This is a genomic window from Longimicrobiales bacterium (genome assembly GCA_035764935.1).
In the GTDB taxonomy this organism is placed as follows: domain Bacteria; phylum Gemmatimonadota; class Gemmatimonadetes; order Longimicrobiales; family RSA9; genus DASTYK01.
Genome location: DASTYK010000187.1, coordinates 1 through 23,470, shown reverse-complemented (window position 1 = coordinate 23,470; position 23,470 = coordinate 1). Strand labels below are relative to the sequence as shown.

The window sequence follows — 23,470 nt, the reverse complement described above, 5'->3', positions numbered from 1 at the left end:
ACGTGAGCGTCGGACGCACGGTTACTGTGACCAGCGTCCCGACGCTCACGACATCAGCTCATCGACCGCCTGGAGCAGCGCGGGCGGTGAGAAGGGCTTCTCGAGGAACTCGCCCTCCGTAACGTCCAGGTCTTCACCTGCGTAGCCGGACACGAACAGAATCGGGACATCGCTGCCGCTTTCACGCAGCCGCTCGGCGAGCTCGAGGCCGTTCATGCCGCGCATCATCACGTCCGTGATCACCAGGTCGATGCCGGCACCGCGCTCGCTCATGACACGGAGCGCCTGCTCGCCGTTCACGGCTTCGACGACGATCCAGCCGCGCAGCTCGAGAATGCGCGTCGTCAGGCGGCGCACGGCGTCCTCGTCGTCGACGACGAGTGCTGTTCCCGTGAATGCGGCACGGCGCTGTTCCATCGTCTCCTCGGGCTTGAAATCGGCGACGCCCTCGGCCGCGGGCAGGTAGACCCGGAAGCAGGCACCGCGACCCTGCGCGCTTTCGAGCCGGATGTGGCCGCCGATCTGCCGGACGATGCCCCAGACCGTGCTCAGCCCCAGGCCGGTACCCTTGCCGCGCTCCTTGGTCGTGAAAAAGGGCTCGAAGATGCGCTCGCGCAGCTCGGGCGGAATCCCGGGACCATTGTCCGCGACCGAGAGCAGGACGTAGCGACCCGCTGGGACTTCGCCCGTCGCCGAGGCGGACGGCTCGGTCAGATCGGTGGGCTCAACGGTGATGCGGATGCGGCCCGGCCCGTTCACCGCGTCCGACGCATTGATCACGAGGTTCGTGATCACCTGCTCCAGCTGCGTCGGATCGGCGAGCACGGGCGGCGTGCGGGCGATGGACGTCTCGATGACCACGTCGTCCGATACGAGCCGCTCCAGCATGCGACGCAGGTCCGCCAGGACTTCGGCCGGGTCGATCAGTCCCGGCTGTGAGCGGTTGCGGCGGCTGAATGTGAGGAGCTGGCGTGTCAGTGCCTGGCCACGCGCCACCGCTCGCTCGATCTCGTCCAGGTCCCCCACCGCTTCGGCGTCCGTGATCTGCTCGCGGGCAAGCGTGGCAAACCCGCCAATGCTGGTCAGCAGGTTATTGAAGTCGTGTGCAGCACCGCCGGCGAGGCGTCCCACCGCCTCCAGGCGCTGGACATGGTGGAGCTGCTCCTCGACGCGACGTTGCTGCGTGATGTCGGTCAGCGTGACGACCCGTGTGCGCGCGCCTCCGACGACGTCCTCGACACCGAAGCGAACGAGCGTCCACGGGTCATCCTGGTCCTCACCTTCCAGGTCCAGGCGCGCTTCCATCACCGTTGCGGTCTTCGGGCCATCTGTGCTCGTCCAGAGTGAGCGCGCCCGGTCGCGGTAAGGCTCGGCAAGGGCGTTCCACCACGCGACGCCGATCCAATCCTCTTCTGCCTGGTGCGTGAGTCGCGCCCACTCCGGGTTGACCGCGCGCACACTCCCGTCGATGTCGCACTCCGCAATCCCGACCGGCGCGACGGCGCGAAGACGTGACAGGCGCCTTTCGGTCTGCCGCGTTCGATGTTCGGACGAGCCGAGCAGGCGGCGTCCCCAGGCGGCCGCAGCCAGGCTGAGCAGCAGCAGCACCCCCCAGCCGGTCAGCTCGATCGTGTACGCGCGCTGCTCCGCACGCATCGCCGCGGTCACGTCGGCGCGGATCGCGTCTTCCAGCGCGGCGGCGGCCTGCTCCGCCTCCGAGAAGCGCATGCGCACGATGACGTCGTCGTGCTCCTCCAGCGCGAGCTGGTCCCGGAACGCATCCAGCGCCGTCCTGTATCCCGCGAGCTGGTCGAGCAGCCGCGGGTCGGCGGGCGGAGCACCGTCGAACCGGGCGATGCCGCTGCGTCCGCCCAGCCAGTTCAGCAGTGCGTATTCCGCTGCCCGAAGCTCAGCCAGTGGTGATGACTGGGCGAACGTGGCATCGCCGGCGGTCTGTCGTTCGTGGATCAGGTACGCGTGCAGCAGCCGGTGCCGGCTCTCTGCCGCGTTGTCCAGCGCAACGACGGTCTGCTCCAGCAGATCGCGGCTGCGGGAATGCACACTGTCGAGGAGGATGACCGACGCCGTGCCGAGCACGAGCAGTGCGATCGTCGGCCACCAGGGACGCAGCACGGGGATCCCGGCACCGAACATCCACGGGCGGGTCCTCAGCACGCGGCCTCCACGCCATCGTCCGCAGGCGCGGCGGCCGCACACACGATCTCGCGCCGCGTGAAGCCGTACTCGTCCACCAGTGCCTGGTGAGACTCCGTGCCGACGAGCTGCGCCAGCACCGAATCGAATGCGTCGGCAAGAGCACCGTCGCCAGGCCGGAAGGCGAGCGCCGCACACCCGCGAGCGGAACGGAGAGCCGCAGGCACCTCGTCGCGCAGCGCGAGCGACGAGTCGCTCTCCGCGATCATCCGCGCCGTGGGCGCCGAGATCGCGAGAGCCACGGCATCGCCCGACTTCACCGCAGCGACCGCAGTCGAGACGTCCGGCGCCGTCAGCCCCGTGTCCGCAGCAACTCGCAGCGCGCGCTGCTCCACGCTGCCCCGGATCACCGCGATCCGGCACGTGTCGCACGCGGACGCTCGATCGAGCAGCTCGTCGCGACGCACGACCAGCGCCGGCGCGAGGCACGCGGTGGGTCGCGAGAAGCGCACTTTGCGCGAGCGCTCCCCGGTGATGAACAGCCCCGATGCAATCACATCGATGCGTCCCTGCTCGAGCGCGGGGATCAGGTTGTCGAACTCGAGGGGGAACCACTGCAGTGAATCGATGGCGAGCGCGCCCGCGACACGACGCAGCATAGCAGGAGCCTCGCCGCGCGGCTCGCCCGCCGAATCGACGAACGCGAACGGCGGCTCGATCGCGAACCCGACGCGCAGCCCCACCTGCCGGGCGCGCGCGAGTGAGGTTTCCGGCACGTCTCCGGTCGTGCACGTCGTCGTCAGGAGCGCTCCGAGCACGGGCACCATGACCATGCCGGTCAGCGAGCACCGGCGGCGCTGCGCTCCGTCGAGGCTTCCCTTCATGAAAGCGTCTTCAGCGGTGTGTCTCTCCACTGATGCTGACACGCACCAGCCGGCGGGCCGCTCTGCTGACAACGGACCGCCGCGCGGTTGAGTGTCCGGCCGGTTCGGCCCGGAATCGGTGCCGCGGCAGGGAGGGGACCGGACGAATTGCGACAATCTCCATCGGCGCGTCGACTCGCGCAACCGGCTGGCGTACGGGGCGCGGCCCTCGAGCGACTGCCGGCAGCTCGACGGAACGTACCGCTACGGTCGCACGGCGGTGGGCGGCGTTTCGACGTGCGGCCACGCCGGCATCAGCGTCGTTCTGCGCCGGTCGCGATTGACGGCGAAGAAGCGCGAGCGTGTCGCGGATTCCCTGGTGAGGTCGTTGACCACGGTGACAGTGATGCGGTAGCGGCCGCTGGGCAGGGCCGTCTCGACGCGCCGGAGCTCGGTCGCAACCGCATCGCTGTGCGCATCCGACTCACCGGCGAAGCGGATGCTCACGGGGCGGAAGTCCGACTTCTCGTCTTCGCCGCCGGCATCCTCGATGGCGATCTCCGTCGAGTACGGCGTGCCATGGGGCAGATTGTAGATCTCGTAGTACACGTCGAAGCTGCTGCCCGGAAACTGCGTGGTGGGCAGCAGTGCGAGCGTGTGCCCTCGTCGCTGCCAGCCGATCGTCGGATCAGGCTGGCCGAGCGCGACGTCGCTCAGCATCAGCGCCTTGCCGCTGTAGTCCGGAATCGGGAAATGCGATCCGTACAGCTGGCCCACGCCCGGTGTGGTCGCATCCGACATGATCACCCGCTGGAACATGTGTCGCGACGGCGTCGCCTGCATCTCGATGTAGGTGGAGAGCACGTGCTCGTCCGGCAGCTCGCGTGAAACGCTGACGAACACGGAATCGTCGCGCCGCTCGACGACGCCCGTGGACGTGTCGGCGAGGACGAGCGTGACGTCGAAGCGGTAGCGGACACCTTCACCCGCATCCTCGTGGTCCAGGTGGCGCGCCTGGACGGCGTACGCCGCGACCACGGCGGTCCTGCCGGGTCCGCCGCGAAACGTGTAGAGGTCGTAGAAGAAGGGAAGAGGTCCGAAAACACGTCCGGGGCGGAGGGCGTTTCCGCTTCCCGTGGCCAGGATGACCGGGGCGCGCGGGGAAGGGCCCGACCGGAACGCGTCCTCGCTCCAGGTGGCCAGGACGCCCGCCTCCTGCAGGCTCAGGCGGCCCGGGTCGGACCCCATGACCGCATCGCTCCGGGCCGCGCCCCGCGCGAGGCCGATGGTGCCGGCGGAGATGCAGAGCAGAAGGAGCGGAAGTCGGCGCATCGGGCTCGAGGTGGCGGAACCGTGGCGTGCTGGAGGATAACCGGAACTGCGGGAAATGGTCCAGCGCGCACGGCGAGCGGCGACGCGGTCAGATACCCGGCGCACGGCGAGCGGCGTCGCCGTCAGGTCCCCCACATCTCACCGTGCTGCGGCGCGTGGCACAGTTCCGGCAAGGCGCGCCGCTGGCAGCTTCCTTTCTCCCCTGCCGGAGGGATCCATGGCGGAAGAAGTGCATGTCCACAACACGAATCCACCTTCCAGTGGCGGCGGTGGTGCCGGGTGGATCGTGGGACTGCTGGCCGTGATCGTGCTCGCCCTCGTCATCTGGCTGTTCTTCGTACGGGGCGGCGACACGGGCGGCGTGCCGGAGCAGGTCGACGTCGACGTAAACGTGCCGAGCCCGACGGCACCGAACTAGTCCACCACCCGATCTGCCGCCGGCGCGGAGCAGGCGCCGGCGGCAATGGCTCGCCATCGTGGGATCCGCACCGGCATGGCGAGCTGGTGCGACCTGTACGTTGCGCACGGCGCTGACGTTCCGGTCCGCGCCGCTACCGGGCTGTTGCCTTGCGCACCGCGGGCGCGACCTCGGTCCCGAGCAGCTCGATTGCCTGCAGCACGCTCCTGTGGGGCAGCGTGCCCACGGTGAGCTGCAGCAGGAAGCGCTGGTGGCCGAAGATCTCGTGCTGGTAGAGGATCTTGTCGATCACCTGCTGCGGGCTGCCGACGAAGTTCGCGCCGTGCAACGCTGCCGAAGCGTCGAACTGCATGCGCGTCATCGGCGGCCATCCGCGCTCACGTCCGATCTGATCCATCGTCGCCTTGAACGCTGGAAAGGCTTCGTCGGCCGCGGCCTTTGAGTCCCGCGCGAGGAATCCGTGCGAGTTGATGCTAAGGGCGGGAGTTGCGTGGCCGGCGCGCTGCGCAGCCTCGCGGTGAATCGCGGCGAAGGGCGCAAAGCGCGCCGGCTCACCGCCGATGATCGCGAGTGCCATCGGCAGGCCCAGCGTGCCCGCACGGGCGGCTGAGCCCGGGTTGCCGCCTACCGCGAGCCAGACCGGGAGCGGGTCCTGCACCGCGCGCGGGTAGATGCCCGGCCGGAGAGCGGCGCGCGATGTCTGCCGGTCCACGTCACGTGCCGCTCGCTGCGGATGCGCAGCAGCAGCTCCAGCTTTTCCGCGAACACCTCGTCGTAGTCGTCGAGGCTGAAGCCGAACAGCGGAAACGACTCGATGAACGAGCCGCGGCCCGCCATGATCTCTGCACGGCCATCGGAGAGCAGGTCCAGCGTCGCGAACTGCTGGTAGACGCGCACCGGATCGTCCGAGCTGAGCACGCTGACTGCGCTGGTCAGGCGGATGCGCTTCGTGCGCGTGGCCGCGGCGGCGAGCACGATGGCGGGCGCCGACACCGTGAAATCCGGGCGGTGGTGCTCCCCCACGCCGAACACGTCGAGCCCGACCTGGTCCGCAAGCTCGATCTCCTCGATCAGGTCGTGCAGGCGCTGCTGTGCGCTGATCGTCCTGCCCGTGCTGACGTCCGGCGTCGCTTCGCCGAACGTGTAGATCCCGATCTCCAAGCCTGCCTCCTGAGCGGTGAGCCCACAATGTAACGCGGCCGCAGTGCCCCGGGGATTCGCGCATCCTGCGGGCAGGCCCGGCGGCGCGGACTCGTCGCAAGCCGTATCGGTGCTATTATCGACCCATGATCGAGAGGATCCGCGGCATCGACATACAGGCGGAGGGCACGGGCATCTCGCGTCCCCTCAGCGAAAACGTGAACCTGCTCGGCGGCCTGCTGGGCAGCGTGGTCGAGGAGCGGGCCGGCAGCGACATGCTCGCGCTGGTCGAGGAGCTGCGCACGCTCTGCAAACGGGCGTTGCAGGAAGACGATCCCGCGCTGCGCGAACGGGCCGCAGAACGCCTGCGCACGCTGAGCACCGGCGAGCTGCAGTGGCTGCTGCGCGCGTTCGCCGCATTCTTTCACCTCGTGAACCAGGCGGAGCGCCAGGAGATCCTGCGCGTGAACCGCGAGCGCTCGCCGCGCCACCCTGACGATGCACCGCGCCCCGAGTCCATCGACGATGCTGTCAGGCGGCTGCACGGTGCGGGCGTCTCGCTCGGCGAGCTGCGCGCCATGCTCGCCCGCATCGACATCCAGCCCACGTTCACGGCGCACCCGACGGAGGCCCGACGTCGCACCATCCTGCTCAAGCAGCGCCGCATTGCAGAGCTCCTGACGGCGTTGCGCAGGCCGGATGCAACGAGTGGCGAAGTGGACGAGGCTGCCGACGCGATCTACGCCCAGATCATGCTGCTCGCAGCGACCGACGTCGTGCGCGAGGAGCGGCCGAGCGTGCACGACGAGGTGGAGCAGGGACTCTTCTTCCTGCGCAGCACCGTCTGGGACGTGGCGCCCCGGATCCATCGCGACCTGGCGCGCGCGCTGGAACGCTACTACGGCGCCCGCGTCCAGGTGCCGGCCGTGCTGCGCTGGCGCTCCTGGATCGGTGGGGACCGGGACGGGAACCCCTTCGTGACGGCCGATGTGACCCGCTGGACGCTCGAACGTCATCGGCGTACGGCGCTCGAGCTGCACCACGCGGAGCTGGACGCACTGCACGAAGAGCTCAGCATCGCGCATCGCAGCACCGACCTGCCTGCCTCGCTGCGGGCTGCACTCGCGCGGCACGGAGCGCTGTCGGCCGGCGGCGAGGCGGAGGAGCCGTACCGCCGGCTGATCGACTCGATGAAGCGACGCATCGCGTCGCTGCTCGGTGGCGACGGTGACTCCGCAGAGCCGCCAGCGCCATACGACGCGACGCAGTACCGCGCCGACCTCGACGCCATTGCCGACGCACTCGCCGAGCGCGGCTACGACACCATCGTGCGCAGCGGCCGCATCGCCCGCCTGCGCGTGCTCGCCGCCACCTTCGGCTTTCACCTTGCCGCGATCGACGTTCGCCAGCACAGCGCAATTCACGAGCAGGCCGTCGCGGCGCTGCTCGAGACCGCCGGGATCTGCGACGATTACGCGGAGCGGACCGAGCCGGAACGCGTCGCGCTCCTCGAGCGTGTGCTGCGGATGCCGCAGAAGCTCGTCGGCGCAGACGACGTCCCGGACGCTGCCCGCGACGCACTCGAAACCTTCGCCGTTGTGGCCGACGCGCGGCTGCGCGATCCGGAGGCCGTGGGCAGCTTCATCGTCAGCATGACCCACGACGTGAGCGACCTGCTCGAGCCCATGCTGCTCGCAAAGGAAAGCGGGCTGCTGCGCGTGGGCGACGATGCGCTGGAGAGCGACCTGGACTTCGTGCCGCTCTTCGAAACGATCGACGACCTCGCACACGCCGGCGACTACATGCGCGCGCTCTTCGCGAATCCCGTGTATCGCATGCAGCTGCAGGCGCGCGGCCGGTTCCAGGAGCTCATGCTCGGCTACTCCGACAGCAACAAGGACGGCGGCTACTGGATGGCCAACTGGGCGTTGCACCGCGCCCAGGATGCACTCGGCCGTGTCTGCCGCGAGCACGACGTCGAGTTCAGGCTGTTCCACGGTCGCGGCGGCACCGTCGGTCGCGGCGGCGGGCGCGCCAACCTCGCGATCTCCGCGATGCCGGCACCCGCACAGAACGGCCGCATCCGACTGACCGAGCAGGGCGAGGTGATCTCGTTCCGGTATGCGCTGCCCGGCATTGCGCACCGGCACACCGAACAGCTGGTAAGCGCCGTGCTGCTCTCCACTGCGCCGCAGACACAGGCTGCCTCACCCGCCGACGAGAAAGCCTATGCGATCATGGACCGGATCGCACAGGCGTCCATGCGCGCGTACCGCGGACTCATCGACGACCAGGCCTTCTGGCCCTGGTACATCCGCGTCACGCCCATCGAGCACATCAGCAGGCTGCCCATCGCGTCGCGACCCGTGTCACGCAAGTCCGCAGAAGACGTGGCGTTCGACGACCTGCGCGCGATCCCCTGGGGATTCGCCTGGACACAGACGCGCTACATCGTGCCGGGGTGGTACGGCATCGGCAGCGCGCTCGAGCAGTTGCTGCAGGAGGACGGGTCACTCGATCTGCTCCAGCGCCTGCACACGAGCTGGCCGTTCCTCGCCGCCGTGATCGAGAACGCCGAGCGCGAGATGGCGCGCTCCCGCCTGCCGATCGCCGAACACTACGCACGGCGCGTGGATGGAATGGACCTGCATCGGCGCATCGCGGAGGAGTTCGACCGCAGCAGCACGGCGCTGCTGCGCGTCACCCGCTCCGCCAGCCTGCTGGAACGCTCACCGGTGATCCGCCGCTCCATCGAGCTGCGCAACCCGTACACGGACGTGCTCAACCTGCTGCAGGTCGAGCTGCTCCAGCGCTACGACCGGGCGCGGCACACGGGGGAGGACGAAACCGACGAGCTCCGACGCCTGCTCTTCCTCAGCATCAACGGCATCGCCGCAGCGATGCAGAGCACCGGCTGACCACCCGCCATGACAGGAACAGGCAGGCTCGTTCGTCTCATGTGGTTAACGGAAAGTCGCGCGCGGCTGTCAAAACTCCTGGTGATTGCATGAAGACGATCTACTACACGGCTACCAGCCTCGACGGCTTCATCGCCGACCCGAACAACTCCCTGGAGTGGCTCTTCCAGCTCGAGGGGGAAGGCGAGGCGGATTACGTGCAGTTCATCCCGCGCATCGGCGCGATCGCGATGGGCTCGACCACGTACGAGTGGATCCTCGACCACGAGAAGCTGCTCGACGCCGGCAACACGCGCCCATGGCCGTACTCGCAGCCGACCTGGGTGTTCAGCACGCGCTCCCTGCCCGGTGTCGTCGGTGCCGATATCCGCTTCGTGAAGGGCGACGTCCGCCCGGTCCACGAGCAGATGGCCGCCGCCGCCGGCGGCAGGGACATCTGGCTCGTCGGTGGCGGCGACCTGGTCGGCCAGTTCTGGGACCACGGACTCCTCGACGAGCTGATCGTCACCATCGGCTCCGTCACGCTCGGTGCCGGCGCGCCCCTCCTCCCCCGCGCCATCACCACCCCGCCGATGCGCCTCGTTTCCGTCCAGCAGATGGGCCCCGGCTTCGCGCAGCTCCGCTACGAGGTGCAGAGGCCCGCGAAGTAACGCCACCGGTGACCGGCAGCCGACCCGCGTCCCAGGGCGCGGTCGGACGCCGGTGACCCCGCCGCCCACCACCCGCCGTCCCTCCCGAAGTGTCCGCCACCCGCCTCCCTCCACCCACCGCCCAAAGCCCGCCGTTCAGCCTTACAAGAGCCCTACCCGTCCCATCCTCTTGTCCGTCTACAGAACAACCCCCCATCATGGTGTCGACCATCTACAGGAGTCCCGGCACCGCCATGAGACTGATTTCTGCCATCCGCGAGCGCCTGCGCGCACTCTTCCTTGCCGAGCGCGAGAATGACGCGACCGCCGAGGAAATGGAGTTCCACGTCGAGATGGAGGCGCAGCGTCGCATGCGCGAGGACGGCCTGGGTGCACGAGAGGCCCGGCGACGCGCTTCCCTGGCGTTCGGGGGAGTGGACAAGCACCGCGAGGCGGTGCGTGAGGCGCGCGGTCTTGCGTGGCTCAGCAGCCTCAGGCTGGATGTGAAGCTCGGGTTCCGGATGTTGATCAAGTATCCGGGGCTGACGATTGCGGGCATACTGGCGATCGCGGTTGCGGTGGGCGTCGCGAGTGCGTGGTTCGAGTTCAGCGGATACATCTCCCGACCGTCGCTCGGTTTTCCGGACGCGGACCAGGTCGTCATCCTCGACAACTTCGACGATCGCAGCGGGGACAGCGACGCGCGGGCGCTGCACGATTTCGAGCTGTGGCGCGATGGTGTGCGGTCGCTGGAACAGCTGACTGCCGTGTCGCAGATGGACGCGCTGGTGACGGCGGAGGACGGGCGGTACGTGACCGCACGGGGCGCGCGTGCGACCCCGGACATGTTTGCACTCCTCGGGGTCCAGCCGATCCAGGGGCGGACGCTGCTGGCGTCGGACGTCGCCGCGGATGCGCCTGACGTGGTCGTGATCGGCTACGATCTCTGGCAGCGGCTGCTGGACGGCGGTGACGTGCGTGGTCGCATTCTGAGGGTTGGCCGCACGCCGATGACGATCGTGGGCGTGATGCCGGAGCGTTTTGGTTTTCCGTCCAACCAGGAGTTCTGGGTCCCGCTGCGCGATCGAGCCGTGCAGTTCGCGCGAGGGGAGGGTCCGTCGGTCCGGATCTTCGGTCGCATTGCTCCGGGGCGGACGCTGGAAGAAGCGCAGGCGGAGCTTGCGGCAATCGGTGAGCGCACGGCCCTGGAGTCGCCAGCAACGAACGAGTATCTCCGTCCGCGTGTGCGGTATCTCGAGAGTGCACTCGGTGGAAGCATGCGGACGGTCGCCACGCTGATGAACGTCCCGTTCCTGCTGTTTCTCGTGGTGGTGTGCGGCAACGTTGCGTCGCTGGTCATCGCGCGGACGTCGACGCGAATGAACGAGATTGCGCTGCGCAGCGCGATCGGCGCGAGCCGGGGGCGCATCGTCGCACAGCTCGTTGCGGAAGCACTCGTGCTCACGACGGCGGGAGTGGCGCTGGGGCTCGCGATGACGTGGTACGGCATGGAGCATGGCATGCCGATCTTCTGGGAGGTGCAGCAGTCGCGCCCGCCGTACTGGTTCGACGGCGGCCTGTCGTGGCAGACCCTCGCGTACGGGGGGCTGCTCGCAGTGGTCGCGGCGCTCATGATCGGCGGCATCCCTGCGCTCAAGGCGACCGGCCCCCGCCTGCGCCAGCACCTGACCAGCGCGGGAGGCGGTGCCGCGGGGCTGCGGTTCGGCGCGATCTCGACCGGAATGATCGTGCTGCAGGTGGCGCTCTGTGTGGCTTTCCTGCCGATTGCATTCACGATGGCGCAGGGCGCAATCGCATCGACGGGCAGTGCCGCCGTCTTTCCTGCGGAGGAATACCTGACGGGCCGTATCGCGAGTGCCTCGAACCTTGAAGACTCGGCCGACCCGGCCCCCGCTGCCGACTCCGCAGCGGCACAGGGAGCAGACGCAGGCAGACGGGACGAGCTGCGCCGCCGGCTGCTCGCGGAGGCGTCCATCCAGGCGGTCGCATTCGCGAGCTGGCTGCCCGGCTTCAACCATCCCGTCGATGACCTGCTGTTCGAAGCGGACAGCAGCGAAGTCAAGGTGACGCGCACGCTGGAGATCGACCCGGAGTATTTCCGTGTGATGAACATGCGTGTCATCGCCGGACGGGGGTTCGGCACCGGCGACTATACGGACGAGCCGCGGGTGGCCATCGTCGACGAGGAATGGGCGGGCGAGAACCTGGCGGGGTCACCGCTCGGCCAGCGCTTCCGTTACCCGAAGCTGAACGGGGAGGCAGGGCTGCGCTGGTACGAGGTCGTTGGCGTCGTGCGGGGTGCGGAGGAGGCGATCGGACCTGGATCGGGCGTAGCGATCTTCGTCCCTCTCGACTCGTCCCGCCTCGCCGGGCTGCAGCTCTTCGCGCGTACGTCGGTGCCCCCCGCCACGCTGACGCCGCGCATCCACGATATCGTCGGCGCCATCGATCCCGACCTGAACGTGCAGAACCTGATGTCGCTCGACGCGCAGTGGCGACCGGTCGAGCGTGGAAATCTCCTGCTCGGCGGCCTCGTCACTGCGATCGCACTGGTCATCCTGCTTTTTGCGCTGAACGGCACGTACGCGCTGCTGTCGTTCACCGTATCCCGGCGTACGCGTGAGATCGCGGTGCGCGCGGCACTGGGTGCGGATCCGCGTCGCATCCTCCGCTCGATCTTCTCACGCGCCCTGCTCCAGATCGGGCTCGGCATCGTGATCGGTGCGGTGCTCGTGAGTTTTGCGGTACTCGAGGATCCGAATGGTCTGCCTCTCGTCGCAGGAGTGGCAGTACTGATGCTTCTCGCGGGCATCGCGGCATGCGTGTTGCCCGCTCGTCGTGCACTGCGGATCCAGCCGACGGAAGCACTGAAGGGGGAGTAGCATGGCCATAGCGGCTTCACTCGAGACAGGCAAACGACTTCCACTGATCCAGGTTCAGCCGCTGGACGGTGACGCGCTCGTGCCGCTGCGCCGGCCGGGCAGGCTCGCAACCGTGCTCGTAACGGTGCACCCCGGCTGCGAAACATGCGCGGCATACCTCGACGGGCTGGCACGGGTGCAGACCGAAATGGAGGAGTGGGACGGCCGACTCATCGCCACGCACGCGAGCGATGAACTCGCCGCCGCGGGCATCCCGGCACCAGCCGTTCTCATCGCAGACCAGTGGGGCGAGCTGTTCGTGGTCGAGCCCGCAGGCGACGACCATGCCTTCATCGAGCCCGACGAGGTCGTCTCCTGGCTTCGCTACCTCGCGATCCAGTGTCCGGAATGCCAGGGCGAGGCGCTGTAGGATAGCGGGCGCGTCGTACGTCACAGAAACGGGTACGTGATCATCCTGCAGCGGGAAACGTTGCACACCCTCGCCCGCTCATCGCTCCTGCATCCGGAGGTGATTCAGCAATGCGACGTCCGCACGCCTGCATCCACGCCGCAACAGCCCTCCTCCTCGCCCTCGCGCTCGCCGGCTGCGGCGACGCAGAGAACACGGATGACGCACCTGGCGACACGTCGAGTACTCGAGGCGCCGGCTGCCTCGATGCCGAGGCGCAGGCTCTGATCGACCGCTTCGGGCGCTCACTGCAGCAGGTCTCGCTGCTCGCGCCCGATTCACTGCTCGATGCCTCGCTGCGGGAGCACTACGGCGCGCTGGTCACGCCCGCGCTGCTGGAGCAATGGATCGATGATCCTGCAACGGCGCCCGGCAGGCTCACGTCGAGCCCGTGGCCGGACCACATCGAGGTGGCGTCGTCCGCTGCTGCAGGGGACGCGTGCGTCGTGCAGGGGGAGATCGTGTATGCGACGAGCACCGACGCGACAGGGAATGATGCACTGCGCGAACCAGTGACCATTCGCCTCGACAGTGGCGACGGCTGGCGGATCAGCGGCTTCGAGCAGGAGAACGGCGCCGCACGGGCCGGCGGAGTGTCCGCGCCGGGCGCGGATCCCGGCGCCGGGGCGTCCGATACGGAGACGGCGCCGGACGACGGTGCGGACGCCGGCGAGGCCGACCCGCAACAGGCCGCCGCGGTCATCCGCAGCTACTACCAGGCGATCGCGGCGGGCGAGTATGCGCGCGCGTATCGGCTCTGGAGCAACGACGGTGCGGCGAGCGGGCAGACGCTGCAGGAGTTCACGCGCGGGTACGCAGAAACCGCGAGTGTGCAGGCGGACGTCGGGACACCGACCGACGTGCAGGGCGCCGCAGGGTCCGTATACGTCGAGGTGCCCGTCGTCGTGCGGGCCGTCACCACGGAGGGTGAGCGGCAGCACTTCGAGGGCACCTATACGCTGCGACGAAGCAACGTGGACGGCGCGACCGCAGAGCAGCGCGCCTGGCGGATCTACGACGCGACGATCTCCGCGGCGCGAGCCGATACCGACGAGCCGGACGCGTAAGCCGCGTCCGCACGACGATCCCCGACCAGCTCGGTCAGGTAGTCGATCACGTCATCCGCCGAGTACGACGTCCGATCTCCGAGGAACGGCCGCATGTTCGCGAGCTCGTTGCCCGTCGTGAGCAGGGCGCGCTCGTCGCCCTCCTCCCGGGTCTGCGGCAGCTCGATGTTCGCCATCAGGCCGTTGCACAGACACTTGCGTCCCTCTGCGTCCTCCGGCGCGCCACCCTTGCGGATCCAGTCCTTCTTCGGCTCCGCAGGGCAGCGATAGTCGATACGGCCGTCCTCGCGCTTGTACGCCGTGCGCAGGTAGCCGAGGTCGCAGATGCGTGTCCGCTGCTCGTACTGCTCCGTGATCGCGTTGGTGCCCGGCAGGTTCAGCACCTTGAACGGGAAACCCGTCGGCGACGCCCGCAGGTCCGTCTTCACATCCACCTCACCACCCCGGACCTGCGCGAGCGCGGAGCTCTTCAGGTTGTCTGCGAGACCACTCTCCTCGCAGAACGCGAACAGCGTACCGACCTGCACGCCCGCAGCTCCCGCGTCGACCGCCTGCTGAACGGCCTCGGGCGAGCCCGTGCCGCCAGCCATCCAGAACGGCTTGCCCAGCGCCTTCATCTCCGCGGGATCGACGACGTCGCGCGGGCCGTACATCGGCTCACCCGTCTCATCGACCGCCAGCTTGCCACGCGGTGGCGCATTGTGACCACCCGCGGTCGGACCCTCGACCACGAACCCGTCGATCTCGCCCGTCGACTTGCGCAGCAGCATCGTCGCCAGCGAGCTCGCCGCGACGATCGGCAGAAACTTCGGGCGCTTCAGCATCGGCGGGTTGCCGTCGAAGTGCTCCGCCGGATCGAAGGTCAGGTTGCGCGTCTCGCCCGCAGCCAGCCCCTCGACGTCGAAGCGCATGCTCGCCAGCTCGCCGCGCGCCATCGCGTCCAGCACACCCGGGATCTCACGCGGGATGCCCGCACCCATCAGTACGTAATCGACACCGGCCAGCATCGCGCCGTACAGCGTCGCCAGGTTCGGCATCTGCACCTTGGTCAGCAGGTTGATGCCGACCAGGCCATCATGATCCCGCTTCGCCAGGTGCACTTCCACGAAGCTCGCAAGCATCGTGATCTGCTCGCGCGCCTTGCTCACCTTCTCCCGCCACATCGGAAGCAGCTTGTACGGCACACCTTCGGGACGGCCGTCCGCAAGGAAGTACGACTTCAGTGTCCGCATGCTCACGTCCGGCAGCGGAAACCGATCCATCGCGCCACGAATGTCGAGTGCGTCCAGGCCGTCCTGCAGTCGCCGCACGAGCACGGAATCGATGCAGGTGCCGGAGACGACGCCCAGGTGCCCGCGCATCGACACCGCGCGCGCGAGCTTCCAGTTCGAAACGCCGATCCCCATGCCGCCCTGGATGATCAGAGGCAGTGCTGCTTCCATTAGCAAAATCCCCCGGATTGTGAGCGAGTACGTCAATTATAGCCTGTTTCTCGCGTCCGCGCGCCCCACCGGAGCAACTTGCGCGCCGGAACGCCGGACCCCCGAACTGCGCCAATCGTTTCCAACTTCCGTCAGCCCGCCGTTCGCACCCCTACCCACCGGTTGACATAGGTGACCGATTGGTCACATATTCCGCTCATGGACGATGTCTTCAGGGCACTCGCGGATCCGACACGCCGGCTGCTGCTGGATGCGCTTTACCAGCGCGACGGGCAGACGCTGGGCGAGCTGGAGTCGCGCGTGACGATGACCCGGTTCGGTGTGATGAAGCACCTGCGGGTGCTGGAGGAGGCAGGGCTGGTGGTCACGCGGCGGCGCGGTCGGGAGAAGCTGCACTTCCTGAACGCGGTGCCGATCCGGCTCATCCATGACCGGTGGGTGAGCAAGTATGCAGAGCGCTGGGCCGCGGGGCTCAGCGAGCTGAAGCAACGCCTGGAGGAGGGGAGCATGGAGAAGATCTTCGAGATCTACATCCGCACGACGCCGGAGCGACTGTGGGAGGCGATCACGAATCCGGAGCTGCGGCGGAAGTACAGCTTCGGCGTCGGCACGGAGTCGACCTGGGAGGCGGGATCGAGCTGGGAGAGCATTGCGGGGGAGGAGACGGTGGGGCCGGGCATGCGGATCAGCGAAGGGGAGAACCTGGAGGTCGATCCACCGCGCCGGCTGGTGCAGAGCTTCCGCGCGGTCTGGAGCGAGGAGGCGAAGGCGCAGGGAACGTCACGGGTCACGTGGGAGATCGAGCCGGTGGGCGACTCCTGCCGGCTGACGGTGACGCATGACCAGCTTCCGGAGGATGTGCTCGACGAGCTGTGGGGCGGCTGGCCGATGGTGCTGTCGGGGCTCAAGACCCTTCTCGAGACGGGCGAGGTGCTGACGACGCCCGGCTCGCTGATGTACCTGCGGCAGGAGACATGAGCTTCACGGCTCGAATGCAGCCTTTGCTTCGTGCCGCTCCTGCAGCAGCCTTTCCAGGAAGTCGATCTGCTGCTGCAGCTCGGCGACCTGCGCCTCCAGCCATTCGATGCGCTGCTCGGTCACGGGATCGGGCAGCGCGGCGGCCCTGGCGACCTGCTGCCCCCTGTTGCCGGCGGCTGCCGCGACGGGCTCCGCAGCATTCGGATTGAGCGCGGCGGCGGGCAGCGCGAGCACGTGGTCGAAGACGCGCCGTACCATGAGCACGGGGCCGGGGAGGTTGGGCGAAGGTCGCGTGATGCTGCCGACCCCGGTCAGCGCGGTCGCGAGCTTGTACGCGTCGCTGCGAGGAACGAGGAGCCGGAGATTTCGATCTCCCGCGGTCACGCGTACCCGGCCGTGCATCGGTCCGATGCGAAGGGCCACGCGCGTGATCTGCTTTGCGGGCACGTCCACCTGGCGCCATCCGCCGCCGCCTGCGGAGCGGAGGCAGAGCAGGCGGCGATCGGTCACGATGATGAGCCAGCTTCGCCGCAGCACGCGCACGCGGGCGATGCGGCCGCGGGCAATCGCGAGGATGCGCTCGTCGGCGCCGAGCACGGCGGGCAGGTCGCGCATCTCGCGCTGGTCCCACCAGCGGTTGCCTTCGCCCAGCTCCTGGAGCTGCTGATCGATGATGCCGCGATCGAGGGGCATGGGTGTGATCCCGCGCAGAGGTGGCGTTCGGGGTGCGAGCCGCTTGCTCGATGCCGCAACAATGAAATGAGGCGCGGCGCTGCGCCAGTCCGTGCAGGAGCGGTGCCGTCGCCCCCGACTTGAACCGCCGGACCCGCCCGCCGTACGTTGCCCGCAATCCGACACACTCCATCCGGGCGACGATCATGACGAGACTGCTCCGCACTGCCGCGATCTGCATCCTGCTCTTCGCGCCGGCCCCGCCGCTGGCCGCACAGTCGTTCACGCCGGAGGAAGTCCGGCGCTGGGAGCAGCAGGCGCAGGACATCGAGATCATCCGCGACCGCTGGGGCATCGCGCACGTGTACGGCGAGACGGATGCGGACGCCGTGTTCGGCATGGTCTACGCCCAGGCGGAGGACGACTTCAACCGGGTCGAGATGAACTACATCCTCTCGCTCGGTTACCTCGCCCAGGCAGAGGGCGAGGGCGGCATCTGGCATGATCTGCGTGCGCGCATGTACGCGGATCCGGATTCGCTGAAGGCGGCGTACTCGGCCAGCCCCGACTGGCTGAAGCGACTGATGGATTCCTGGGCCGCCGGCCTCAATTACTACCTGCACACGCACCCGGACGTCGAGCCTCGCGTGATCAGGCGCTTCGAGCCGTGGATGGCCCTCAGCTTCACGGAGGGCAGCATCGGCGGCGACATCGAGCGCATCTCCCTCGAGGATCTCGCCGCGTTCTACGGCGGAACGGATGCGCCGGAGCCGGTGCCTTCGCCGCTCGAGGAGATGCTCGGCTCACTCGACGGGCCGGCGCCCGAGCCGCGCGGCTCCAACGGGTTCGCCATTGCGCCCGAGCTCACGCGCAACGGCAACGCGCTGCTCTTCATCAACCCGCACACGTCGTTCTACTTCCGCTCCGAGCTGCAGATGACGAGCAACGAGGGATTGAACGCGTACGGTGCCGTGACCTGGGGGCAGTTCTTCATCTACCAGGGCTTCAGCGAGCGCGCCGGCTGGATGCACACGTCGAGTCGCGTCGACAACATCGACTGGTTCCTCGAGACGCCGGTCCGGCGCAACGGCCGTTACTTCTACCGGTACGGCGACGAGGAGCGCCCGATGACCTCGCGCACGATCACGATCCCGTACCGCACCGATCGCGGCCTGCAGGAGCGGACGTTCACCGCGTACTTCACGCACCGCGGTCCCATCGTGGGGCGCGAAGGGGAGCGCTGGCTGAGCGTGCACATCATGTGGCAGCCGGTGAATGCACTGATCCAGTCGTACAGCCGCACCAGGGCCGCCAACCTCGACGAGTACGTCGAGATCATGCGGCTGCACACCAACTCGTCGAACAACACGATCTTCGCCGATGCGGAAGGCAACATCGCGTACTTCCACTCGAACTACATCCCGCGTCGTGACCCGCGCTTCGACTGGTCGCAGCCGGTGGATGGAAGTGACCCCGCGACCGCGTACGACGGTGTGCTCTCCTACGAGGAGACGCCCAACGTGGTCAACCCGGACATCGGCTGGGTCTACAACGTGAACAACTGGCCGTGGTCCGCGGCGGGGCCGGACAGCCCCCGGCGCGAGGACTATCCCGCCTATGTCGAAACCACGACGGCGGAGTCGCCGCGCGGCAAGCACGCGCTGATGCTGCTCGAGGATCCGGATCCGTTCACGATGGCGTCGCTCACGGAGCTGGCGTACGACAGCTACCTGCCGTCGTTTGCCGAGATGGTGCCGGCGCTGCTCCAGGCCGTCGACGAGATCGACGCAGCGTGGCGCATCGTCCAGGCGGCCGAGGTGCTGCGCGACTGGGACTACCGCTGGGGGGTGAACTCGGTCGCAACGTCGCTCGCGGTGTTCTGGGGGGAGGACGTGCTTCGGGCCGTTGCCGCGGACGCGCGCGAGCGTGGAATGTCCGGTGAGGACTTCATCGCTCACGGCCACGCCGATGACGAGGTGCTGCTGTCATCGTTCGCGGGCGCAGTGGCCCGGCTGGAGGAGGACTTCGGCACGTGGCAGGTCCCGTGGTGGCACATCAACCGCTTCCAGCGCATCAGCCCGGAGATCGGCCCCAACTTCGACGACGCCAGGCACAGCATCCCGGTGCCGTTCACCTCCGCGCGCTGGGGCTCGCTGGCCTCGTTCGGCGCACGGCCCTACCCGAACACGAAGAAGTGGTACGGCACGAGCGGCAACAGCTTCGTTGCGGTCGTGGAGTTCGGGGACAGCGTACGGGCCAGGGCCGTCTCCGCGGGCGGCGAGAGCGGGGATCCGGCCTCGCCCCACTTCGACGACCAGGCAGCGATTTACGCCATGGGCGCACTGCGCGACGTGTATTTCTACCGTTCGGACGTCGAGGCGCACGCCGAGCGTCGCTACGCGCCCGGGCAGTAGCCGCTGACCGGTGGGGCGCCCGCGCGGGGGCGCCCCGGCGTTCAGAGCAGCTCTGTCTGCGCGCTCGTCACGGAACCGGTGCCGGGTGAAGTCCAGCCCTCGTGCTCCAGCAGCCACTGCTTGCGCCAGAGTCCGCCGCCATAGCCGGTCAGCGTGCCGTCCGCACCGATGACGCGGTGGCAGGGGATCACGATCGCGATGCGATTGTCGCCGTTCGCGCGCGCGACGGCGCGCACCGCGTTCGGCTCACCGATCGCGCGCGCCTGCTCGCCGTAGCTGCGCACGGTGCCGAAGGGAATCTCGCGCAGTGCGGCCCAGACGCGCTGCTGGAAGTCCGTGCCGGGCGTGGCGACCGGGGTCTCGAAGACGCGGCGCTCACCGGCGAAGTACTCCGCCAGCTCCCCTTCCATCCGGCGACTCACGTCGGTCGATCCGGGCAGAAAGGCACACCCCAGCTTCCGGCTGAGCCGTGTGAGCTGCGTTTCCAGCATGCGGCGATCCGTGAACTCCAGGATGCAAACCTGCTCGTCGGCAGTCCCGAGCAGCATCGGACCGAGGGGCGTCAGGACGCGCGAGAGGTGCACGACCGTCGTGTTCCGGCTGCGCGCCGGGGAGCGCCCGGTGATCTGGCGCAGCGCATCCTGGAAGCCGCTCAGCGAATCGTAGCCGTTGTCGAAGGCAGCGCGGGTGATGTCGGCGCCGCTCGCGAGCTGGCCCAGCGCGCGGGAAAGCCGCAGTGCGCGGTGGTACGCCTGGAAGGTCATCCCGTGATGGGTGCGGAACCAGCGGCGCAGCGCCGCGGGCTCGAGACCCCGGGCGCGCAGGTCGGCGTCGCGCAGCCGGTTCATCGGCGCACGCTCGATCTCGGCCAGCAGCAGACGGATCGGCTCCGGGGTGGCGCCGGGCGGCTCCATCGGGCGGCAGCGGAGGCAGGGCCGGAACCCGTGAGCCAGGGCAGCGCGCGCCGACGCGAAGAAATCGACGTTGCGCCGGTCCGGCTTCTTTGCGGGGCACGTGGGCCGGCAGAAGATGCCGGTCGTGCGGACCGCCGTGAAGAAGATGCCGTCGTAGCGGGTGTCACGCGCGAGCAGCGCACCGTACATCTCGTCCGCCGGCGGCAGCGTGCGTTCGATCGTCGTGTTCATCCGGGGCTCCCGGTGCTCCGTTCGAGGGTAGTGGCTCCCACGATGCTAACCTCCCGGGCTCCGCTGATCGACCGGAAACTGCACATCGAATCCGGAGACCCGTCATTCGTCCCCGCGGATGAACCGTGTCAGATTTCCAGGGGTAAGGTCGTCACACGGGTGATCCTCACGGCGTTACACTGTAGTGAGCCGGCGACGCCATCGCCCGCGCCGACCGCTGCGGCTCCGGGCTGGAGTCGCCGGCGGCCCGACCATGGCCGGCTCACCCGCCGCATTCGATTCGCAGGAGCCCTGGATGCACCGGCTGCACCGTTTCTCCTGGCTCGCGCTGCTGCTGCTTCCCGCCGGATGCGCATCCATCCGCGTGTGGTCGTCGCATGACGAAGTCAGGCAGCTGGTCGAGATGTACGAGCGCCGGGATTATTTCGGCCTGCGCACCGCACTCGAGCAGCAGCCGACGCTGGACGACGCGCGCGTCACGCTGCTCCGCGCTATCGTCGCTCACGCATTCAACGACCCCATCGAGTCCAACCGGCAGCTGGACCTGCTCGGCCCGGGTCTCGACGGAATCAACGGCAGCATGCGCGCGGTCGCCCACCGGCTACGCTACCGCAACCACTTCCGACTCCACGAGTACGCCGCTGCGGCCGCCGCAGCAGAGCACTTCTTCGCGCTCGAGAACCTCGACTCGCTGCTCCGGGCGGAAACGGAAAACGAGCTGCGCATCGCACGCGCCCTCGCGGACGTGGCGCCTCAGCGCGTCGTGCGGCGGACCTCCACCAGCATCCCGCGCGGCAGGTACGCGCGCGTGCCCGTCGTGATCGGTGACTCGCTCCGCTCCTACATGTTCGACACCGGGGCCAACCTGTCCGTCATGCGGCGCTCGGAGGCGGAGTCGCTGGGCCTCGAGATCCGCCACGCGGACGTGGAGATCGGCACGTCGACCGGAAAACGGTTCGTCGCCGATGTGACCGTGGCGCCGCGGCTGCGGCTCGGCGGGATCGAGATCGAGAACGTCGCGTTCCTCGTCGCTCCCGATGAGGTGCTCGGGCGCGATCCGCAGTTCTCCATCCCCGGCATCCTCGGCTTCCCCGTGCTCGACGCACTCGGCGAAGTCGAGTTCCGCCGCAATGGAGTGATGCACATCCCGAACAGGGTGCCGAGCTACGACGTCCACAACCTCGCGCTGCGCTTCCTCATGCCCGTCGTACAGCTCGAGGTGCTGAACGAGCAGGTCGTCTGCGACCTCGACACCGGCGCAACACACAGCGCGCTCTTCCTGCGTTTCTACGAGCGCATGAAGACCCGGATCCAGGACGAGGGCCGCCCCGACACCGTGCGCATCGCCGGCGTCGCAGGCGATCGACTCGTGCCGGCGTGGGTCCTCGACAACGTGACCCTCACGCTGGGCGAAACCTCGGCCCGGCTGTTCAACATGCCCGCCTATACCGTAGCCGTCGACTCGCTCATCGAGCGCGGCTCCGACTGCCGGCTCGGACTCGATGTGCTGAGCGGCTTCAACGGCTACATCGTCAACCTGCGCTCCATGTCACTGCTGCCGATCGCCGGCGTCGGCGATCGGCGCATCGCCAACGAGCCCCGCTGATCCGTCGCGTCAGCTCCGGCTCCACGGCGGCACGACACCGTTGGAACGGGCATACGCGATCAGCTGCCCGAGGTGCTCGTGCAGGTGCGTCGTCGTGATCACGGACAGATCCATCCCGCTCATCTGCGTGCCGAACACATCCAGCTGGCTCGACAGAAACGCATCGTCCGCCATCTCCATCCCGCCGCGCAGGTGCGCAAAGGAATCGCGCATCGCCTGCACCGCTTCCGCCTTGCTCACCTGCCGCCCCTCGTACGCCTGCACACTCGGGTAGTCGCCGCTCTTGATCCCCGTCTCCGCCGGCGCCGGGTGCCCCGCAAACGTCGGCAGGAAGTAGTTGTCCGCCGCAATGTGCATCACCACCTCGCCCACCGAGCGGACCCCCTCCGCCGGCCGCCAGGCGAACGCCTCCTCCGGCATCGCCTCCGCCAGCGAGATCAGCTTCTGCTCGACCTGCGAGAGATCCCGCAGCAGGGACGCGACGGCCGCAGGCTGAGCACCCGGGGCATGGCCGTGCTCCTGCGCCTGCAGGTTGATCGGAAGTGCGAGCGTCACGACCGCCGCACACGCGGCAAGGCCCAATCGATGATTCTGCATGTGAGTACTCCGGCTGCTGGGAGGGTGTGTTGCGCACCAGTGAATTCTCCCGATGCGACGACCGGCGGCAAGAGTTTGTGACGCCCGGTGGGACCGGAGGTGCCGGGTTATGGGGCAGGAGACGCGCATAGCGCTGTGGATCTCGGGCGGCCGGACACATCGCCGGCTGCACCGGACAGACGTCCGGTAGGCATCACTATTGATCTATATAGATGGTCGATATATATAGTTCGATCATACGGAACGGCGGATCACTTCCCGCCGGTACGGACCGCGGGCATCGCACGCCTGCGCGTCCGGGCCTGGCCAGCACGGACGAACGTATGAGCGACTCCTTCGACAGCCAGCTCACCACGCGGCGGATCAACGAGCTGCTGATCCTGTCCGTGCTGTCGCATGCGCCGATGCACGGCTATCAGATCGCTCTCGAAGTCGAGGAGCGGAGCGGCGGCTTCTTTCGCTTTCAGCACGGTACGCTGTACCCGATCCTGCACCGCCTCGAGGAAGACGGTGTGGTCGGAGGGGACTGGTCGGATCCGGCGCAGGGACGTGCCCGGAAGCAGTACTCCCTGACCAGGGCGGGGCGCCGTTATCTGACGAAGATCGCGCGTGAGTGGCGCGTGCTGGCGTCACAGGTGGCAGCGTTCATCGAACCGGAGGATGGCGATGCACAGGTTCGCTCCGGCGTTGCGTAGAGTGGCGCGCGAGCTGGATCTGCCGCGTAGTGCGCGCGCCGGGATCCTG

General features: G+C 68.4%; 19 protein-coding genes. 10 read left to right on the top strand and 9 right to left on the bottom strand.

Features of this window, described 5'->3' with window-relative positions; genetic code table 11:
* Nucleotides 1–45: 45 nt before the first annotated feature.
* From VFU06_16640 to VFU06_16630, 3 genes are all read right to left on the bottom strand, one after another.
* The gene (locus tag VFU06_16640; protein ID HEU5211026.1) at nucleotides 46–2,175 is read right to left on the bottom strand and encodes an ATP-binding protein; all 2,130 of its coding nucleotides are present in this window, start codon (nucleotides 2,173–2,175) and stop codon (nucleotides 46–48) included.
* Nucleotides 2,169–3,038 carry a transporter substrate-binding domain-containing protein gene (locus VFU06_16635; protein ID HEU5211025.1) on the bottom strand — a complete coding sequence of 290 codons (870 nt, stop codon included), beginning with the start codon at nucleotides 3,036–3,038 and terminating at the stop codon, nucleotides 2,169–2,171. The genes VFU06_16640 and VFU06_16635 overlap by 7 nt, the downstream gene beginning before the upstream one ends.
* Nucleotides 3,039–3,281: 243 nt before the next feature.
* Nucleotides 3,282–4,349: a hypothetical protein gene (locus VFU06_16630; GenBank protein ID HEU5211024.1), complete on the bottom strand. Its 1,068-nt coding sequence runs from the start codon at nucleotides 4,347–4,349 to the stop codon at nucleotides 3,282–3,284.
* A gap of 217 nt (nucleotides 4,350–4,566) precedes the next feature.
* Between VFU06_16630 and VFU06_16625 the strand changes: the two genes are divergently transcribed.
* Nucleotides 4,567–4,767 carry a hypothetical protein gene (locus VFU06_16625; GenBank protein ID HEU5211023.1) on the top strand — a complete coding sequence of 67 codons (201 nt, stop codon included), beginning with the start codon at nucleotides 4,567–4,569 and terminating at the stop codon, nucleotides 4,765–4,767.
* Nucleotides 4,768–4,900: 133 nt separating this feature from the next.
* On the opposite strand, the gene VFU06_16620 is transcribed toward VFU06_16625, so the two are convergent.
* Both VFU06_16620 and VFU06_16615 read right to left on the bottom strand, forming a co-directional pair.
* Nucleotides 4,901–5,479: an LLM class flavin-dependent oxidoreductase gene (locus VFU06_16620; GenBank protein ID HEU5211022.1), complete on the bottom strand. Its 579-nt coding sequence runs from the start codon at nucleotides 5,477–5,479 to the stop codon at nucleotides 4,901–4,903.
* Nucleotides 5,392–5,928, bottom strand: coding sequence for an LLM class flavin-dependent oxidoreductase (locus VFU06_16615; GenBank protein ID HEU5211021.1), 537 nt, complete (start codon nucleotides 5,926–5,928; stop codon nucleotides 5,392–5,394). Before VFU06_16615 ends, VFU06_16620 begins: the two co-directional genes overlap by 88 nt.
* A gap of 125 nt (nucleotides 5,929–6,053) precedes the next feature.
* Between VFU06_16615 and ppc the strand changes: the two genes are divergently transcribed.
* From ppc to VFU06_16590, 5 genes are all read left to right on the top strand, one after another.
* Nucleotides 6,054–8,825, top strand: a complete 2,772-nt coding sequence (gene ppc / locus VFU06_16610; protein HEU5211020.1) for a phosphoenolpyruvate carboxylase — start codon at nucleotides 6,054–6,056, stop codon at nucleotides 8,823–8,825.
* An 89-nt stretch (nucleotides 8,826–8,914) separates the two neighbouring features.
* Nucleotides 8,915–9,475 (top strand): dihydrofolate reductase family protein, encoded by a 561-nt coding sequence (locus VFU06_16605; protein ID HEU5211019.1) that lies wholly within the window; start codon nucleotides 8,915–8,917, stop codon nucleotides 9,473–9,475.
* A 233-nt stretch (nucleotides 9,476–9,708) separates the two neighbouring features.
* On the top strand, nucleotides 9,709–12,357 hold the full coding sequence (locus VFU06_16600; protein HEU5211018.1) for an ABC transporter permease: 2,649 nt from the start codon (nucleotides 9,709–9,711) through the stop codon (nucleotides 12,355–12,357).
* A gap of 1 nt (nucleotide 12,358) precedes the next feature.
* Nucleotides 12,359–12,766, top strand: a complete 408-nt coding sequence (locus VFU06_16595) for a hypothetical protein (GenBank protein HEU5211017.1) — start codon at nucleotides 12,359–12,361, stop codon at nucleotides 12,764–12,766.
* A gap of 110 nt (nucleotides 12,767–12,876) precedes the next feature.
* Nucleotides 12,877–13,872: a hypothetical protein gene (locus tag VFU06_16590; protein ID HEU5211016.1), complete on the top strand. Its 996-nt coding sequence runs from the start codon at nucleotides 12,877–12,879 to the stop codon at nucleotides 13,870–13,872.
* Here VFU06_16590 and VFU06_16585 read toward each other — a convergent pair.
* Nucleotides 13,818–15,314, bottom strand: a complete 1,497-nt coding sequence (locus VFU06_16585; protein ID HEU5211015.1) for a nitronate monooxygenase — start codon at nucleotides 15,312–15,314, stop codon at nucleotides 13,818–13,820. The genes VFU06_16590 and VFU06_16585 overlap by 55 nt on opposite strands.
* A gap of 171 nt (nucleotides 15,315–15,485) precedes the next feature.
* Here VFU06_16585 and VFU06_16580 point away from each other — a divergent pair, with 171 nt between their 5' ends.
* Nucleotides 15,486–16,292: a metalloregulator ArsR/SmtB family transcription factor gene (locus VFU06_16580; protein HEU5211014.1), complete on the top strand. Its 807-nt coding sequence runs from the start codon at nucleotides 15,486–15,488 to the stop codon at nucleotides 16,290–16,292.
* Nucleotides 16,293–16,295: 3 nt separating this feature from the next.
* Here the strand turns inward: VFU06_16580 and VFU06_16575 are convergent, their stop codons facing one another.
* Entirely contained in the window at nucleotides 16,296–16,985 is a 690-nt protein-coding gene (locus VFU06_16575; GenBank protein ID HEU5211013.1) for a PH domain-containing protein, read from the bottom strand.
* 185 nt (nucleotides 16,986–17,170) lie between these two features.
* Between VFU06_16575 and VFU06_16570 the strand changes: the two genes are divergently transcribed.
* Nucleotides 17,171–19,378: a penicillin acylase family protein gene (locus VFU06_16570; GenBank protein ID HEU5211012.1), complete on the top strand. Its 2,208-nt coding sequence runs from the start codon at nucleotides 17,171–17,173 to the stop codon at nucleotides 19,376–19,378.
* 41 nt (nucleotides 19,379–19,419) lie between these two features.
* On the opposite strand, the gene VFU06_16565 is transcribed toward VFU06_16570, so the two are convergent.
* Nucleotides 19,420–20,523 carry a methylated-DNA--[protein]-cysteine S-methyltransferase gene (locus tag VFU06_16565; GenBank protein HEU5211011.1) on the bottom strand — a complete coding sequence of 368 codons (1,104 nt, stop codon included), beginning with the start codon at nucleotides 20,521–20,523 and terminating at the stop codon, nucleotides 19,420–19,422.
* Between the two features lie 295 nt (nucleotides 20,524–20,818).
* Here VFU06_16565 and VFU06_16560 point away from each other — a divergent pair, with 295 nt between their 5' ends.
* A complete protein-coding gene (locus tag VFU06_16560) occupies nucleotides 20,819–22,129 on the top strand; it encodes a pepsin/retropepsin-like aspartic protease family protein (protein HEU5211010.1) in 1,311 nt (436 codons plus the stop codon).
* Nucleotides 22,130–22,138: 9 nt separating this feature from the next.
* On the opposite strand, the gene VFU06_16555 is transcribed toward VFU06_16560, so the two are convergent.
* A complete protein-coding gene (locus VFU06_16555) occupies nucleotides 22,139–22,726 on the bottom strand; it encodes a DinB family protein (GenBank protein ID HEU5211009.1) in 588 nt (195 codons plus the stop codon).
* 323 nt (nucleotides 22,727–23,049) lie between these two features.
* Here VFU06_16555 and VFU06_16550 point away from each other — a divergent pair, with 323 nt between their 5' ends.
* The gene (locus tag VFU06_16550) at nucleotides 23,050–23,421 is read left to right on the top strand and encodes a PadR family transcriptional regulator (GenBank protein HEU5211008.1); all 372 of its coding nucleotides are present in this window, start codon (nucleotides 23,050–23,052) and stop codon (nucleotides 23,419–23,421) included.
* The last annotated feature ends 49 nt before the right edge of the window (nucleotides 23,422–23,470 follow it).

Bases quoted from the DNA above. Each gene is read 5' to 3' on its own strand.
- VFU06_16635 (HEU5211025.1), bottom strand. From the start codon at position 3,038: ATGAAGGGAAGCCTCGACGGAGCGCAGCGCCGCCGGTGCTCGCTGACC.
- VFU06_16630 (HEU5211024.1), bottom strand. From the start codon at position 4,349: ATGCGCCGACTTCCGCTCCTTCTGCTCTGCATCTCCGCCGGCACCATC.
- VFU06_16625 (HEU5211023.1), top strand. From the start codon at position 4,567: ATGGCGGAAGAAGTGCATGTCCACAACACGAATCCACCTTCCAGTGGC.
- ppc (HEU5211020.1), top strand. From the start codon at position 6,054: ATGATCGAGAGGATCCGCGGCATCGACATACAGGCGGAGGGCACGGGC.
- VFU06_16605 (HEU5211019.1), top strand. From the start codon at position 8,915: ATGAAGACGATCTACTACACGGCTACCAGCCTCGACGGCTTCATCGCC.
- VFU06_16600 (HEU5211018.1), top strand. From the start codon at position 9,709: ATGAGACTGATTTCTGCCATCCGCGAGCGCCTGCGCGCACTCTTCCTT.
- VFU06_16595 (HEU5211017.1), top strand. From the start codon at position 12,359: ATGGCCATAGCGGCTTCACTCGAGACAGGCAAACGACTTCCACTGATC.
- VFU06_16590 (HEU5211016.1), top strand. From the start codon at position 12,877: ATGCGACGTCCGCACGCCTGCATCCACGCCGCAACAGCCCTCCTCCTC.
- VFU06_16585 (HEU5211015.1), bottom strand. From the start codon at position 15,314: ATGGAAGCAGCACTGCCTCTGATCATCCAGGGCGGCATGGGGATCGGC.
- VFU06_16575 (HEU5211013.1), bottom strand. From the start codon at position 16,985: ATGCCCCTCGATCGCGGCATCATCGATCAGCAGCTCCAGGAGCTGGGC.
- VFU06_16570 (HEU5211012.1), top strand. From the start codon at position 17,171: ATGACGAGACTGCTCCGCACTGCCGCGATCTGCATCCTGCTCTTCGCG.
- VFU06_16565 (HEU5211011.1), bottom strand. From the start codon at position 20,523: ATGAACACGACGATCGAACGCACGCTGCCGCCGGCGGACGAGATGTAC.
- VFU06_16560 (HEU5211010.1), top strand. From the start codon at position 20,819: ATGCACCGGCTGCACCGTTTCTCCTGGCTCGCGCTGCTGCTGCTTCCC.
- VFU06_16555 (HEU5211009.1), bottom strand. From the start codon at position 22,726: ATGCAGAATCATCGATTGGGCCTTGCCGCGTGTGCGGCGGTCGTGACG.
- VFU06_16550 (HEU5211008.1), top strand. From the start codon at position 23,050: ATGAGCGACTCCTTCGACAGCCAGCTCACCACGCGGCGGATCAACGAG.